Annotated in this window: 13 protein-coding genes and 1 riboswitch; of the genes, 8 read left to right on the top strand and 5 right to left on the bottom strand. The window is 71.7% G+C overall.

Annotated features, from left to right (window positions below; all coding sequences use genetic code 11):
* Positions 1-74 precede the first annotated feature (74 nt).
* Positions 75-3,983 (top strand): BTAD domain-containing putative transcriptional regulator, encoded by a 3,909-nt coding sequence (locus tag ACFVYR_RS18035; protein ID WP_384260628.1) that lies wholly within the window; start codon positions 75-77, stop codon positions 3,981-3,983.
* On the opposite strand, the gene rocD is transcribed toward ACFVYR_RS18035, so the two are convergent.
* Entirely contained in the window at positions 3,928-5,109 is a 1,182-nt protein-coding gene (rocD, locus tag ACFVYR_RS18030; RefSeq protein WP_384260707.1) for an ornithine--oxo-acid transaminase, read from the bottom strand. The genes ACFVYR_RS18035 and rocD overlap by 56 nt on opposite strands.
* 210 nt (positions 5,110-5,319) lie before the next feature.
* Positions 5,320-5,410, top strand: a riboswitch (ZMP/ZTP riboswitch).
* A 40-nt stretch (positions 5,411-5,450) separates the two neighbouring features.
* Between rocD and glyA the strand changes: the two genes are divergently transcribed.
* A complete protein-coding gene (gene glyA, locus ACFVYR_RS18025) occupies positions 5,451-6,749 on the top strand; it encodes a serine hydroxymethyltransferase (RefSeq protein WP_384260630.1) in 1,299 nt (432 codons plus the stop codon).
* 240 nt (positions 6,750-6,989) lie between these two features.
* Here glyA and ACFVYR_RS18020 read toward each other — a convergent pair whose 3' ends face one another.
* Positions 6,990-7,826, bottom strand: a complete 837-nt coding sequence (locus tag ACFVYR_RS18020) for a hypothetical protein (protein WP_384260632.1) — start codon at positions 7,824-7,826, stop codon at positions 6,990-6,992.
* The gene (locus ACFVYR_RS18015; protein ID WP_384260634.1) at positions 7,819-8,421 is read right to left on the bottom strand and encodes an RNA polymerase sigma factor; all 603 of its coding nucleotides are present in this window, start codon (positions 8,419-8,421) and stop codon (positions 7,819-7,821) included. Before ACFVYR_RS18015 ends, ACFVYR_RS18020 begins: the two co-directional genes overlap by 8 nt.
* Before the next feature lie 89 nt (positions 8,422-8,510).
* Between ACFVYR_RS18015 and trpS the strand changes: the two genes are divergently transcribed.
* Entirely contained in the window at positions 8,511-9,524 is a 1,014-nt protein-coding gene (gene trpS, locus ACFVYR_RS18010) for a tryptophan--tRNA ligase (RefSeq protein ID WP_384260636.1), read from the top strand.
* A gap of 80 nt (positions 9,525-9,604) precedes the next feature.
* A complete protein-coding gene (locus ACFVYR_RS18005) occupies positions 9,605-10,186 on the top strand; it encodes a 2'-5' RNA ligase family protein (RefSeq protein WP_384260638.1) in 582 nt (193 codons plus the stop codon).
* Between the two features lie 27 nt (positions 10,187-10,213).
* Here the strand turns inward: ACFVYR_RS18005 and ACFVYR_RS18000 are convergent, their stop codons facing one another.
* Positions 10,214-10,969, bottom strand: coding sequence for a decaprenylphospho-beta-D-erythro-pentofuranosid-2-ulose 2-reductase (locus tag ACFVYR_RS18000; RefSeq protein WP_384260640.1), 756 nt, complete (start codon positions 10,967-10,969; stop codon positions 10,214-10,216).
* 99 nt (positions 10,970-11,068) lie between these two features.
* Entirely contained in the window at positions 11,069-12,496 is a 1,428-nt protein-coding gene (locus ACFVYR_RS17995) for an FAD-binding protein (protein ID WP_384260643.1), read from the bottom strand.
* Positions 12,497-12,682: 186 nt separating this feature from the next.
* On the opposite strand from ACFVYR_RS17995, the gene ACFVYR_RS17990 reads away from it, so the two are divergent.
* The 4 genes from ACFVYR_RS17990 to ACFVYR_RS17975 are packed head-to-tail and all read left to right on the top strand — an operon-like array spanning position 12,683 to position 15,609.
* The gene (locus ACFVYR_RS17990; protein ID WP_384260646.1) at positions 12,683-13,204 is read left to right on the top strand and encodes a phosphatase PAP2 family protein; all 522 of its coding nucleotides are present in this window, start codon (positions 12,683-12,685) and stop codon (positions 13,202-13,204) included.
* Positions 13,197-14,150, top strand: coding sequence for a decaprenyl-phosphate phosphoribosyltransferase (locus ACFVYR_RS17985; protein WP_384260648.1), 954 nt, complete (start codon positions 13,197-13,199; stop codon positions 14,148-14,150). Before ACFVYR_RS17990 ends, ACFVYR_RS17985 begins: the two co-directional genes overlap by 8 nt.
* 11 nt (positions 14,151-14,161) lie before the next feature.
* The gene (locus tag ACFVYR_RS17980; protein ID WP_384260710.1) at positions 14,162-14,629 is read left to right on the top strand and encodes a GtrA family protein; all 468 of its coding nucleotides are present in this window, start codon (positions 14,162-14,164) and stop codon (positions 14,627-14,629) included.
* Positions 14,617-15,609, top strand: coding sequence for a YihY/virulence factor BrkB family protein (locus ACFVYR_RS17975; protein ID WP_384260651.1), 993 nt, complete (start codon positions 14,617-14,619; stop codon positions 15,607-15,609). The genes ACFVYR_RS17980 and ACFVYR_RS17975 overlap by 13 nt, the downstream gene beginning before the upstream one ends.

The raw sequence follows: 15,609 nt of genomic DNA, 5'->3' as shown, positions 1-15,609 counted from the left end.
TCCACGCACGGCGTTCCGTCAGCGGCGCACGCACCCCGTGCGGGCCGTGGCGACCCCCCGATTAACGTTGCCGCATGCGATTCGAGGTGCTTGGCCCGCTGACGGTGCGCACGCGGGACGGTGCGGCGGCGCCGGCCCCGGAGCCGAAGGTGCGCGCACTGCTGGCCGCGCTTCTCGTACGCATGGGCGGCCCGGTCGCGGCGGATACGCTGGTCGACGACCTGTGGGGCGGGCGTCCGCCCTCCTCGCCCCTCAACTCCCTCCAGACGAAGGTCTCCCAGCTGCGCCGCGCGCTGGAGGCGGCGGAGCCGGGCGGCCGCGGTCTCGTGGCGTACGGCCCCGCCGGGTACGAGCTGCGCATACCGCCCGAGCACGTGGACGCCACCCGTTTCGAGACGCTGACCTCCCGCGCGTACACGGCACACACGGACCCGACGGCCCAGGCATCCCTGCTGACCGACGCACTGGCGCTGTGGCGTGGGCCCGCCTACGCCGACTTCCGCGACGCCGACTTCACACGTGCGGCCGTCACGCACCTGGAGGAGCAGCGCCTCACCGCCCAGGAGACGCTGGCCGAACTGCGTCTGGCACGCGGCGAACACGCCCTGCTGGCCGACGAACTGGCCCCCTTGGCAGCCCGCGAACCGCTCCGCGAACGCCTGCGGGCCGCCCACCTCCGCGCCCTCTACGGCTCCGGCCGCGCGGCCGAGGCCCTGGACTCCTACCGCGACCTGCGACTGCACCTCACCGAGGAACTGGGCATCGACCCGAGCCCCGAACTGGTGGCACTGCACGAGGCGATGCTGCGACAGGAGGTGGACTTGGGTGCGGCGGGTGCGGCGGGTGTGGTGGGTATGGCAGGTGCGGCGGATGTGAGGGGAGTGGCGGATGGAGCGGTGTCTGCGGGCGTGTCTGCGGCAGTGACTGCGACTGCGGCTTCGGCTTCGGTCGCGGCCGGAACCGCGTACACGGCCGGAACCGCGTACACGGCCGGAACCGCGTACACGGCCGGAACCATGCGTGCGGCTGGAGCCGTGCAAGCGGCTGGAGCCGTGCAAGCGGCAGCGGCCGTGGAGCACCCGCCGACCAACCTCCCCGCGCAGGTCACGGACCTCATCGGCCGCGACCGGGCCATCGCCCGCATACGTGACCTCGTCGGCGCCGGACGCCTGGTCACACTCACGGGCCCCGGTGGCGTGGGCAAGACGCGCCTGGCCCTGGCGGCGGCGTCGGGCCTGACGTCGGACTTCCCCGACGGCATCCGCCTGGCCGAACTCGCCGGAATCCGGGGCGAGGGATCGGTCGAGGTGGCGGCCACGGTGGCGGCGGCACTGGGCATACGTGACGACGCACCGGGGGAACCGGTGGCAGAGGCCGACGGGACCGACGGGCCCACGAGAGCCGAGGGAGCCGGGAGAGCCGGGGGAGCCGGGGGAGTCGGGGGAGTCGGGGGAGTCGGGGAAGCCGAAGGGCCCGAGACGCCCGAGCGGCCCGAGGGTCTCCAGGAACTCCAGGGATCCCAACTACTCCAGGGAAGCCCCGAAACAAGCAACATCCACGACGCCAACACCTCCCTCACCCTCACCCCCTCCCCCTCCCCCTACCCCTACCCCTCAGACCTCCCTGCCGCAGCCGAGCGACTCGGCCGAGCCCTGGCCGGACGCCGCCTCCTGCTCGTCCTCGACAACTGCGAGCACGTCCTCGGCCCCGTCGCCGACCTCACCGCCCACCTCCTGCGCAACGCCCCGGGCCTGCACATCCTCGCCACCAGCCAGGAACCCCTCGCCCTCACCGGCGAGACCTTGGAGGCCGTCGCCCCGCTCGGCGAGGAGGGCGCGCTGAGGCTGTTCGCCGTCCGCGCCGCTGCCGCCGCGCCCGGTTTCACCCTGGACGACGGGAACCGTGAGGCCGTCGCCCTCATCTGCCGCCGCCTCGACGGCATCCCGCTCGCCGTCGAACTCGCCGCCACCCGCGTACGAGCCCTCGGCGTGCACGCCCTCGCCGACCGCCTGCACGACCGCTTCCGCCTACTGAACCAGGTACGCCGCGACGCCCCGGCCCGCCAGCGCACGCTCCGCGCAATGATCGACTGGAGCTGGGAACTCCTGACGGCACCGGAGCAACGAGCACTGCGCCGACTCGCCGTGTTCGACGGCGGGTTCACTCTGACCAGCGCGGAAGCCGTCCTGACGGAGACGCACCCGGCGACGGACACAACGGAGGCGCACACCCCGCACCCCGCACCAGAAGCAACCGAGTCGGCGCGGACGCACCCGGCGATGGAACCCGCCCCGGAGGACGACGTCCTCGACCTGGTGACCCGTCTGGTGGACCGCTCCCTCCTCGCTCCGACCACGACCGGCGCCTCCGATCCGCGCTACCGCATGCTCGAATCCGTCACCGCGTACAGCCTCGAACGCCTCGACGACGCAGCCGAGACCACCATGACCCGCGACCGCCACGCCCTCCACTTCGCCTCCCTCGCCGAACGTGCCGCCACCGCCCTGCGCGGCCCCGACCAACGGAATTGGCTACGCCGCCTCGACCACGAGACGGCCAATCTCCGTACCGCCCTGAACTGGTCGATCACCACCTCCGACGCCCCGAAGGCCCTCCGCCTGGTCAATGCCCTGACCTGGTACTGGTTCCTCCGTGGCCGCCTCCGCGAAGCCATGCGCTTCCTGGACCAGGCGCTGAGCCTGCCCCCGGCAGCCGCATCCGGCGAGCACCCCACCGACCTCGCCTCGGCCCGCACCGCCGCCGCCGCGGCACACGCCGCCTTCGCCCTGCTGACCGGCGAACCCGCCTGCGCCCACGGCAACACGTGCGAACGCGAGACCACCACCCCCGCCGACGCCCGTTCCCGCTGGCTGCTCGCCTTCGCCCGCTGCGGGTTCGACGACACGCCGCGCGAGGCCGCTCGGGTCGACGCGCTGCTCGCGGAGTTCCGGGCGGCCGGCGACCGCTGGGGTGAGGCCGCCACGCTCTCCACCCGGGCCACCCGGGCCCTCTACCGCGGTGACCTCTCCGCCCTGCGCCGCGACGCCACCCGCAGCGCCGACCTTTTCGCCGAACTCGGCGACCGCTGGGGCCAGTTGCAGTCCTCCGAGCAGCTCGGCGTGCTCGCCGAGATCGCCGCCGACTACGACGAGGCGGCGCGGCTCCAGCGTGACGGCATGCGCGGCGCCGAAGAACTCGAACTCTGGACCGACCTCTCCTTCCGCCTCTCCCGCCTCGGCCGGGTAGCCCTCCTGACCGGGGACGCCCCCGCCGCCACGGCCTTCCACGAACGCGCCGCCCAGCTCGCTGCCCAGCAGTCCCACCGCCCCGCCCAGCAGTTCGCCGAGACGGGCCTCGCCATCGGCGCCCGCCACCGCGGCGACCTGGACACCGCCGAACAACTCCTGCTGCCGTGGCTCGACTTCAACCGCCGCTTCGGCGTCGCCTCCGGAACGGCCCTGATCCTGGCCCACCTCGGCTACATCGCCGAGCAGCGCGGCGACGCCGAGCGCGGCGAAGAGCTCCACCGGGAGGGCCTGGCCGTCGCCCGCACCACGGGGGACGAGCGTGCCGTGGCCCTGGCCCTGGAAGGCCTCGCGGGCGCCCGCTCCCTGGCCGGCCACCACCGCCACGCTGCCGCCCTCCTCGGCACGGCCGCCCGGATCCGCGAGGCAGAGGGCACACCCCTGCCGCCCGCGGAACGCACCGACATCACCCGAGCCGTACACCGCACCCACACCGCCCTGGGCCCCACCGTCTTCCAGGCCGCATACGACCAGGGGCGCGACGAGGAGGCGGAAGCCAATACGCCCCTTGAAGCGACAGCGACAGCGACAGCGACAGCGGCTGCGGCAGCTACAGCGGAAGCGGCTGCGACCGCCGGGACCGGGACCGGGACCGGAACGGCGCCGGAGCTCCGCGGCCCCGCTAGCTCAACACCGCCCGCAACTGATCCAGGCCCCAGTCCAGGTCCTCCTTACTGATCACCAGTGGGGGAGCGATGCGAATCGTCGCCCCGTGCGTGTCCTTCACCAGCACCCCCTTCTCCATCAACTTCTCGGAGATCTCCCGACCCGTGCCGTACGACGGAGCGATGTCGACGCCCGCCCACAGCCCGCGCCCCCGCACCTGCGTCACCTTCCCCGTACCGGTCAGCAGGCCCAGCTCGGCGTGCAGATGCTCACCCAGCTCCGTGGCCCGCTGCTGGAACTCGCCCGTCGACAGCATGTCGACCACCTCCAGCGCCACCGCGCAGGCGAGGGGGTTGCCGCCGAACGTCGACCCGTGCTCGCCCGGCGTGAAGACTCCGAGCACATCCGCATCGGCGACCACCGCCGACACCGGGACGACGCCTCCGCCGAGCGCCTTGCCCAGCAGATACACATCCGGCACCACGCCCTCGTGCTCACACGCGAACGTGCGTCCCGTTCTGCCGAGCCCCGACTGGATCTCGTCCGCGATGAAGAGGACTCGGCGCTCCCGCGTCAGCTCTCTGACCCCCGGCAGATATCCGGGCGGCGGCACCAGGACTCCGGCCTCGCCCTGGATCGGCTCGATCAGCACGGCCACGGTGTCGTCGGTGACCGCGGCCCGCAGCGCCTGAAGATCTCCGTACGGCACGATCTCGAAGCCCGGTGTGTACGGCCCGAACTCCGCCCGCGCCTCGTCGTCCGTCGAGAAGCTGATGATGGTCGTGGTCCTGCCGTGGAAGTTGCCGGCCGCGACGACGATCTTCGCCTGCCCGTCCGGCACCCCCTTGACCTGGTAACCCCACTTCCGCGCGGTCTTCACGGCCGTCTCGACGGCCTCCGCGCCGGTGTTCATGGGCAGCACCATCTCCTTGCCGCAGAGGGCGGCCAGGCGCGTGCAGAACTCGGCGAACCGGTCGTGGTGGAAGGCCCGCGAGGTGAGCGTCACCCGGTCCAGCTGTGCCTTCGCGGCGTCGATCAGCCGGCGGTTGCCGTGCCCGAAGTTGAGCGCCGAGTACCCGGCGAGCATGTCGAGGTAGCGGCGGCCTTCGACGTCGGTCATCCACGCGCCCTCGGCCGAGGCGACCACGATGGGCAGCGGATGGTAGTTGTGTGCGCTGTGCGCCTCGGCCGAGGCGATGAGCCGCTCGCTGGTCGCGCCGGTGCCGGCCGGCGATGACGGTGATGACGGCGACGAGGATGACGACGATGGCGTGGAGGATGCTGACGTACTCGACACGGGGTCTCCGTTCGTCCTGCGGCGTGGGGCGGGTGTGGCGCCCAGTCTCCATCGTCGCTCGCATCGCGGACGAAGAAACCTGCCGAACCGGCGTGCCCGTTAGGGTGGCTCCGACAGCACGGTGACTGGCGCACGGGGAACGAACCCCGATGAAGCCGTGCGAGGCCCAACCTTCGAGGTGCCGCCCGCCTGGGCACCCCGGGACCACGACCGGACGCTTACCGCTCGCCCCGGAGGACGCCATGACTCTCCCTTCCTCTTCCCCTCAGCACCACCCCGGACTCGCCGCCGAGGACCCCGAACTCGCCGCCCTCATCGGTGCCGAGGAACAGCTGCAGGCCGAGACCCTGCGGCTGATCCCCAGCGAGAACTACGTCTCCACCGCGGTCCTCGAAGCCTCCGGAACCGTCCTGCAGAACAAGTACAGCGAGGGCTACCCCGGCCGCCGCTACTACGAGGGTCAGCAGAACATCGACCCCGTCGAGCGCCTTGCCATCGCCCGCGCCAAGGCCGTCTTCGGCGTCGAGCACGCCAACGTCCAGCCCTACTCCGGCTCCCCGGCCAACCTCGCCGTCTACCTCGCCTTCGCCGAACCGGGCGACACCGTGATGGGCATGTCGCTGCCGATGGGCGGCCACCTCACCCACGGCTGGGGCGTCTCCGCCACCGGCAAGTGGTTCCGCGGTGTGCAGTACGGCGTGCGCCGGACCACGGACGCCGCAACCAACGGCCGCATCGACCTCGACGAGGTGCGCGACCTCGCCCTCAAGGAACGTCCCAAGCTGATCTTCTGCGGCGGCACCGCACTGCCCCGCACCATTGACTTCGCCGCCTTCGCGGAGATCGCCCGCGAGGCCGGGTCCGTCCTCGTCGCCGACATCGCGCACATCGCCGGCCTGATCGCGGGCGGTGCCCACCCCTCACCGGTGCCGCACGCCGACGTGATCTCCACGACCACCCACAAGACCCTGCGGGGCCCGCGCGGCGCGATGCTCATGTCCCGCGAGGAGCACGCCAAGGCCATCGACAAGGCGGTCTTCCCGGGCCTGCAGGGCGGCCCGCACAACCAGACCACCGCGGCCATCGCGGTCGCCCTCCACGAGGCGTCCAGGCCCTCCTTCCGTGCTTACGCCCACGCGGTCGTCGACAACGCCAAGGCCCTCGCCGACGCCCTCCTCGCCCGTGGCTTCGACTTGGTCTCCGGCGGCACCGACAACCACCTGATCCTGATGGACCTCACCCCCAAGGACGTCCCGGGGAAGATCGCCGCGAAGGCCCTCGACCGGGCCGGGATCGTCGTCAACTACAACACCATGCCATTCGACCCGAGGAAGCCCTTCGACCCCTCGGGCGTCCGTATCGGAACCCCCTCCCTGACCTCCCGGGGCCTCGGCACGGAACACATGGCGACCGTCGCCGACTGGATCGACCGCGGAGTCGCCGCGGCGCGCACCGGGGACGAGGACGCGCTGACGAAGATCAGGTCCGAGGTCGCCGACCTGATGGCCGCCCACCCGGCCCCGGGCCTGCCGACCGCCTGACCGCGGTCCCGGCCGCCGCTCCGCCACCTCGTCGGCGGGGCGGTGGGCCGACGAGGTGCGGTCGTCGCCCCGCACCGTCCCCTTGTCGTCCAGTCCCCGCACAGTCCCCTTGCCGTCCGCATACCGTCCCCCAGCCGTCCGCCGCCGCGGTCTTCCGCGCCGATTCACTTCTGGTACACCGCCCGAGCCGTTCGGGTTCCCGATCCGGTCGACCCGATCCGCATCCGAACCGGCTGCCCCTCAGGAAATCGACCTCGCGATCTCCAGTGCCCACTCCTTCGACGGCACGCCCTCCAGCCGCAGGGTCAGCTCCTGCCCCCGCGTCCACAGCAGCGTCGGCCCCGATGCGCGCTCGGATCGCCGCCAGCGGTCGTCGTCGTCCTTCACCAGCCACAAGGTGAGCCGGTGCGGCCGGGCGAACCACAGTCCCGTGTCCGGACCGATCTCCACCCGCTCGGGTGGCACCGGCACGGTCTTGGCGAAGGCGGGGTCGAGCCGGGCCGCGTACTCGTCGAGACGCACGGTCCGGCCGTCCCGGTGCCAGCAGAGGCTGACCAGGACTCGGGAGCCCGGCTCGCGCGTCACGGACAGCGTGTCCGGCGCGCCGAGCGATCTCGGCACCGCGGGCGGGAACCCGGCAAGGCGCCGGGCCTCGGCCGCCGGCACAGGGGCGCCGCACCCGGGCACGGCAGGCCCGGCCGACGGGGTCGCCGACGGGTCATACCGCACCTCGACCCCGCCGAAGTCGAACCACTCGAAGACCGCCGCCCGCACCGGAGGCGTGAGCAGGAGGACGGCGAGCAGCCCGCACAGCGCCGCCGTCGCCGCCCGCCACCGCAGCCGCAGGCCACGCCCCAGCCGACGGAACCGCTCGCCGGGACCGGGCGGCTCTGCTACCGGCACCGGCGCCCCTTCCGCGAGTATCCGCGCGATGACCCGCTCGGCCATGGACCCGCCATCCGGGCCCCCCGCGCTCCCCGCATCCATCGACCGGCCGAGCGCCCGCAGCTCCTCGCGGAGCCGCGCCGCCTCCTGTGCCTCCTGCGCCGCGTCGCCGTCGCCGTGCCGCTCACTCATCTCCCTCACCTCCCTCCGCCGGAAGCAGCCGCTCCAGCTTGCGCAGGGCGCGGTTCAGCCGGGACTTCACCGTGCCGCGCGGCCAGCCGAGCGCCTGGGCCGTCTCCGCCTCGTCCATCTCCAGCAGGTAGCGGTAGGTGACGACCAGGCGGTGATCATCGCCGAGCTGGTCCAGGGCGGTGAGCAGCGCCGTCCTGCGCTCGTCCTCCAGAGCCGCCACCGCAGGATCCGCCGACTCCGGTATCAGCGGCTCCGCTTCGATGTGCGCCGCCTCCCGGCCCACGACCGACCGCTGTCGGCCCGCCGAACGCACTGTGTTCCTCGTCTCATTGGCGACGATCGCGAGCAGCCACGGCTTGAACGCCGAGCCGTCCCTGAACCGTCCGAGTGAGCAGTACGCCTTGAAGAAGGCCTGCTGCACCACGTCCTCCGCGTCCGATCCCGCGCCGAGTGCCGCTGCCGCCCTGAGTGCGATGCCGGTGAACGCGCGCACCAATTCCGCGTACGCCTCCACTTCTCCGGCGCGCACGCGGGCGATCACCGCCCACTCGTCGACGACGCGGCCCCCCTCCAGGACCTCCCCCTGTGCCCTCACACTTTTGATACACCGGCCGCGCCCATTCGGTTCCCACCCGTCACACACCTGTTTCCGAGCTATGAGAGTCACCTGAGAGAATGGGGACCATGGCCTCTGAACGACCTCGTGTGCTCTCCGGAATCCAGCCCACCGCCGGCTCGTTCCACCTCGGCAACTACCTCGGCGCGGTCCGCCAGTGGGTGGCGCTGCAGGAGTCCCACGACGCCTTCTACATGGTGGTGGACCTGCACGCGATCACCCTTCCGCAGGACCCCGCCGCGCTGCGCGCCAACACCCGGCTCGCCGCCGCTCAGCTGCTCGCCGCAGGCATCGACCCGGAGCGCTGCACGCTCTTCGTCCAGAGCCATGTCTCCGAGCACGCCCAGCTCGCCTGGGTGATGAACTGCCTCACCGGTTTCGGCGAGGCGTCGCGCATGACGCAGTTCAAGGACAAGTCCGCCAAGCAGGGCGCCGACCGCGCGTCCGTCGGCCTCTTCACGTACCCGGTCCTGCAGGTCGCCGACATCCTGCTGTACCAGGCGAACGAGGTCCCGGTCGGCGAGGACCAGCGTCAGCACATCGAGCTCACCCGTGACCTGGCCGAGCGCTTCAACGGCCGGTTCGGCGAGACGTTCACCGTGCCGTCGGCGTACATCCTCAAGGAGACGGCGAAGATCTACGACCTTCAGGACCCGTCGATCAAGATGAGCAAGTCGGCGTCCACGCCGAAGGGCCTGATCAACCTCCTCGACGAGCCCAAGGCCACCGCCAAGAAGGTCAAGAGCGCCGTCACCGACACCGACACGGTGATCCGCTACGACGTGGCGGAGAAGCCGGGCGTCAGCAACCTCCTCAGCATCTACTCCACCCTCACCGGCACCGGTATCGCCGAACTGGAGCAGAAGTACACCGGCAAGGGCTACGGTGCGCTGAAGACCGACCTCGCCGAGGTCATGGTCGAGTTCGTGACTCCCTTCCGGGACCGCACCCAGCAGTACCTGGACGACCCGGAGACGCTCGACTCGATCCTGGCCAAGGGCGCGGAGAAGGCTCGTGCCGTCGCTGCCGAGACCCTCGCGCAGGCGTACGACAAGGTGGGTTTCCTGCCCGCCAAGCACTGAGTCTCCGGACCGACGACAACAGCACTGTGCTGCCCACCGGCAGCGACCCCTGCCCAGCGACACGACGACAGGAGTACGACGTGGGGACCGTAACGATCGGCGTCTCGATCGCGGTCCCGGAGCCACACGGCAGCCTGCTCCAGGAGCGGCGCGCGGGCTTCGGGGACCCCGCGGCGCACGGCATCCCCACCCATGTGACCCTGCTGCCGCCCACCGAGGTGGACGCCTCGGCGCTGCCCGCGGTCGAGGCGCATCTCGGCTCGGTCGCGGCGGCCGGGCGCCCCTTCCCGATGCGCCTCTCCGGGACGGGCACTTTCCGGCCGCTGTCCCCTGTGGTCTTCGTCCAGGTGGTGGAGGGCGGGTCGGCCTGCTCCTGGCTGCAGGAGCGGGTGCGGGACGCGTCGGGTCCGGTGGAGCGCGAACTGCAGTTCCCGTACCACCCGCATGTGACGGTCGCGCACGGCATCTCCGAAGAGGCCATGGACCGGGCGTACGAGGAGCTCTCCGCGTACGAGGCCGAGTGGTCCTGCACCGGCTTCGCCCTCTACGAACAGGGCCCCGACGGGGTCTGGCGCAAGCTGCGGGACTTCGCTTTCGGCGGCTCCGTAGTGCCCCCTCAGGCCTCGGCCCCGGTGACCCGGGGCACGCTGCCCACGCGCTGACCCCGAGGCCCCACCAGGAGAGCCCGCCTAGAGCGGCAGCCGCCGGAACACCGGCCTCGGCAGGTGCCGCAGCGCCGACATCACCAGTCGCAGCGCTCCTGGTACCCACACCGTCTCCGACCGCCGTCGCAGGCCGGTCTCGATGGCCTCGGCCACCGCTTCCGGGGTGGTCGCCATGGGCGCCTCCTCCAGCCCCGCCGTCATCTTCGAGCGCACGAAGCCGGGGCGGACGACCATCACGTGCACACCGGTGCCGTGCAGCGCGTCGCCGAGTCCCTGGGTGAACGCGTCGAGGCCCGCCTTGCTGGAGCCGTAGATGAAGTTCGAGCGGCGCGCGCGTTCACCCGCGACGGACGAGAGCACCACCAGGGAGCCATGCCCCTGGGACTGCAGCGCCCGCGCGCAGACCAGGCCGGCCGAGACCGCCCCGGTGTAGTTCGTCTGGGCGACGCGCACCGCCGCGAGGGGTTCGTCCTCGTCGCGTGCCTGGTCGCCGAGGATGCCGAAGGCGAGCAGCACCATGTCGATGTCGCCCTCGGTGAAGATCTTGCCGAGGGACACTTCGTGGGACTCGGAGTCGAGCGCGTCGAAGGCGACGGTGTGCACCTCGGCGCCCATGTCGCGCAGGTCCGCCGCGGCCTCCTCCAGGCCGGGTGAGGGACGGCCGGCCAGCCACACCGTGCGGGTGCGGCGGGCGATGAGGCGCCGGGCGGTGGCGAGGCCGATCTCCGAGGTGCCGCCGAGGACGAGCAGGGACTGGGGGGTGCCGAAGGCGTCTTTCATGAGTACCGGTCTCCTAGGGCCTGTCTTTCGGATCAGGCCGGTCTTGGGTGGCTTTGCCTTGTGTGGGGCTCGACCCCGCGGAGATCCGTCAGAAGGACCCTAGAGGTCGAGGCGGCGGGAGAGGTCCGAGCGGAACACGCCGCGCGGGTCCAGGTCGGCCCGTAGGGCGCGGAAGTCGGCGAGTCGCGGATACATCGCGGCGAGCATCTCCGGCCGCAGGCGCGAGTCCTTGGCGAGGTAGACGCGCCCGTCGGCGGCGGCCACTTCCTCGTCGAGGTCGTCGAGGAAGGCGCCGAGCCCGGGGAGGTTCGCCGGGATGTCGAGCGCGAGCGTCCAGCCGGGCATCGGGAAGGAGAGCCAGCCCGGATCGCCCTCTCCGAAGCGCTTCAGTACGGCGAGGAAGGAGGGACAGCCGCGCTCGGAGATGCGCTGCACGATGCGGCGCAGGGCCTCCTCCTTGCCGTATCCGACGACGAATTGGTACTGCACGAAGCCGCTGCGGCCGTAGATGCGGTTCCAGTGCGGGACGCCGTCCAGGGGGTGGAAGAACGTGGAGATCTTCTGGAGTTCGCCGGTGCGGGAGCGGGGCGCCTTGCGGTACCAGAGTTCGTTGAAGAGGCCCACCGAGGCCTTGCCGAGCAGCCCCTCCGGGAGGAACGACGGGGCCGCGGGGAACTGTCCCGGGCGGAACGCGAGAGGGGCTCTACGCGCGCGTGCCCGCTCCGGAAGGGCTTCCAGTGGGGCGTGGTCGCCGCGGGTCAGGACGGAGCGGCCCATGGTGGCGCCGCGGGCGAGCAGGTCGACCCAGGCGACCGAGTAGCGGTAGCGGTGGTCGGTGGTGGCGAGGCGGGCCATCAGGTCGTCGAGGTCCGTGGCGCGTTCCGTGTCGACGCTCATCAAGGAGGTCTCGACCGGCAGCAGTTGGACCGTCGCCGACAGGATCACCCCGGTCAGCCCCATGCCGCCCGTCGTCGCGTCGAAGAGGGCGCTGCCGGGCTCGATGGTGCGGACCGTGCCGTCGGCGGTCAGCAGGTCCATCGAGAGGACGTGGCGGGAGAAGGATCCGGAGACGTGGTGGTTCTTGCCGTGGATGTCGGCGCCGATGGCCCCGCCGACCGTCACGTAGCGGGTCCCCGGTGTGACCGGCACGAACCAGCCGAGCGGCAGCAGGACTTCCATCAGGTGGTGCAGGGAGACGCCCGCGTCGCAGACGACGGTGGCCGCCGGCGCCCCGGTGTCCGACGTGTGTGTGGTGTCGATGACGCGCACCCGGTCGAGGCCCGTCATGTCGAAGACGGCGCCGCCCGCGTTCTGCGCGGCGTCCCCGTAGGCCCGGCCCAGGCCGCGGGCGATGCCGCCGCGCTCCCCGCAGTCGCGTACCGCTGCCGCGGCCTCCTCCGGGGTGCGGGGTCTCACCAGTTGGGCGGTGGTCGGCGCGGTGCGGCCCCAGCCGGAGACGGAGACGGACGGGACCGGGGCCGGGGGCGCGGCGGAGGTGAGGGAATCGGCGGGGGAGTCGGCAGACATGAAGACGACGGTATCGCCCACAAGTGGGCGGTTAGCGATAAATCGTTCCCGCTCTCACCGAAATGGGTGATTAAGCGAGTGTCACCGTAGATTGACGTAAGTAATACGAGGTTGCCTAGAAGAGTCGAGATGCCCAGCTCTCGGATGTCTTCGGATGTCTTCGAATATCTTCGAAAAAGAGGCGACATGCACGACATGGACCACAGGTTGCTGTCGGCCCTGCGCGACTGCGGCACCGACCCGCGCGTGGCGTCCGCCGCCCGCGCACTCTCCCGTACCGGCGAGCACGGCGCTCTGTGGCTCGTCGCGGGCCTGGCGGGCGCCGCCGTCGACCGCGAGCGCCGCGGCGCCTGGCTGCGCGGCACAGCGCTCACCGCCACCGCCCACCTCGCCAGCATGGGCCTCAAGCGGATCGTCCGCCGTCCGCGCCCCGGCGGCCCGGGCGGCGTCGAGCCCCTCGTACGCGTCGTGGGCAGGCACTCCTTCCCCAGCTCGCACGCCACGTCGGCGGCGGCGGCCACCGTCGCGTACGGCGCGCTGCGCCCCCTCTGCGCCCACCTCGTCCCGCCACTGGCCGCCGCGATGTGCGTCTCCCGGATGGTCGTCGGCGTCCACTACCCCTCGGACATCGCCGCGGGCGCCGCGCTCGGCGCGTTCACCGCGCGCGTGGGCGCCGCCTGGATGAACGGAGGCCACCGCGATGCCTGAACGTATCGCCACAGTCCTGGAGCGGCCCCGTCCGCCCCAGCAGACGCGGCCGGGACCCGTCAGCCTGCCGCTCGGCCTGCTGAAGACCGCACGCCCCCGCCAGTGGGTGAAGAACGTCCTGGTCATCGCGGCCCCCGCCGCCGCGGGCGAGCTCTTCTCACGGCACGCGCTCATCCAAGTCGCCACCGTCTTCGCGCTGTTCACGGCCGCCGCGTCCGCCGTCTACCTGATCAACGACGCCCGTGACGCCGACGCCGACCGCGCGCACCCCACCAAGTGCCGCAGGCCGGTCGCCGCCGGGCAGGTGCCGGTGCCCGTCGCGTACGCCGCCGGGGGGCTCCTCGCGGTCCTGGCGCCCGTGGCCGCCGCGCTCCTGTGCACGCCCCTCACAGCGGCGCTCCTGGCCGCGTACGTCGGCATGCAACTCGCCTACTGCATCAGCCTCAAGCACGTCCTGGTCGTCGACCTCACCATCGTCACGACCGGCTTCCTGATGCGCGCCATGATCGGCGGGCTCGCCCTCGACATCCCGCTCTCCCGCTGGTTCCTGATCACCACGGGCTTCGGCGCGCTCTTCATGGTCTCCGCCAAGCGCTACTCGGAGGCCGTCCAGATGTCCGGAAGCACGGAGAAACCGGGCGCCACGCGCGCGTTGCTCACCGAATACACCACCGGGTACCTGCGCTTCGTGTGGCAGCTGGCCGCGGGCGTCGCCGTTCTCGCGTACTGCCTGTGGGCCATGGAGGCGGGTGGCACGGCCAACGGCCTGCTGCCCTGGCGCCAGCTGTCCATGACGGCCTTCATCCTCGCCATCCTGCGCTACGCCGTATTCGCCGACCGGGGCACCGCGGGCGAGCCCGAGGACGTCGTCCTGCGGGACCGCGCGCTCGCCGTGATCGGCCTGGTGTGGCTCGCGATGTACGGACTCGCGGTCGTGGACTGGTGAGTTGGCCCACCCTGCGCGCACGGCTGCGCCCGCTCGGCCCCGAACTGCTCGGCTTCGCCGTCACCGGGATCTGCGCGTACGCCGCCGACCTCGGCCTCTTCATCTGGCTGCGCGGACCCGTGGGCCTCGACCCGCTCACCGCCAAAGCCCTCTCCTTCGTGGCGGGCTGCTCGGTCGCGTACACGGGCAACGCGCTCGGCACCTACAGGAGCAGGACCTCGGGAGTCCCGCGGCTGCGCCAGTACGCGGTGTTCTTCGCCGTCAACGTCGCCGGCGCCCTCGTCCAGCTGCTGTGCATCGCCGTGTCGCACTACGGGCTCGGCCTCACCTCTCAGCGCGCGGACACCGTCTCGGGAGCCGGAATCGGTATGGCACTCGCCACTGTCCTGCGGTTCTGGGGTACCCGGACCTTGGTCTTCCGCGGAACGGGCAGGACATCGGACAGGACACCAGGCACGGAGGCGTCATGGACTGGCTGAAGAAACTGCCCGGAATCGGGCCGCTCGTCGAGAAGGGCATGCGCACGCACGCGTGGCAGGCCTATGAACGGCTGGACCACGTCCACTGGACGCGCCTCGCGGCCGCCATGACGTTCATCAGCTTCCTGGCGCTCTTCCCGCTCCTCACCGTCGCCGCGGCGATCGCCGCCGCGACGCTCTCGAAGAAGCAGCAGGGCACCCTGGAGAACAAGATCTCCGAGCAGGTGCCCGGCATCTCCGACCAGCTGAACCTGGACGCGCTGGTCGAGAACGCGGGCACCGTGGGCCTCATCGCGGGCGCTCTGCTGCTCTTCACCGGCATCGGCTGGGTCGGCTCGATGAGGGAGTGCCTGCGGGCCGTCTGGGAGCTGGAGGACGACGAGGAGAACCCCGTCCTGCGCAAGGCCAAGGACGCCGGAGTGCTCATCGGGCTCGGCGGCGCGGGCCTCGCCTCGTTCGCCGCGTCCGCCCTCGCCTCGACCGCCGTCGGCTGGACCGCCGACCTCCTCGGCGTCGACGAGCAGGGCTGGGGCGCCGTACTGCTCCAAGTCATCGCCTTCGCCATCGCCGTCCTCGCGGACTTCCTGCTGCTGCTCTACGTCCTGACGCTGCTGCCCGGCGTCCAGCCGCACCGGCGCCGGCTCATGACCGCGGCGCTGATCGGGGCGGCCGGGTTCGAACTGCTCAAGCTGCTGCTCGGCGGCTACATGAAGGGGGTCGCCTCGAAGAACATGTACGGCGCCTTCGGAGTGCCCGTCGCGCTGCTCCTGTGGATCAACTTCACCGCGAAGCTGCTGCTGTTCTGCGCCGCCTGGACCGCGACGAACAGGGCGTCACGTATGGAGGAGCAGGAGTCGCCTACGGCGGAGCGAGAAGGCGAAGAGGCGGTCTCCGAAGAGACCGCCTCCACAAACAGCCACCCCGTAGAGGGCGCCTCCGCGACCACGTCCTCCGAAGAGGCCGTCCGCCGTGAGTCCTGA

This window comes from Streptomyces sp. NPDC058284 (assembly GCF_042881135.1).
In the GTDB taxonomy this organism is placed as follows: domain Bacteria; phylum Actinomycetota; class Actinomycetes; order Streptomycetales; family Streptomycetaceae; genus Streptomyces.
This window is presented reverse-complemented; position numbering and strand designations above follow the sequence as displayed.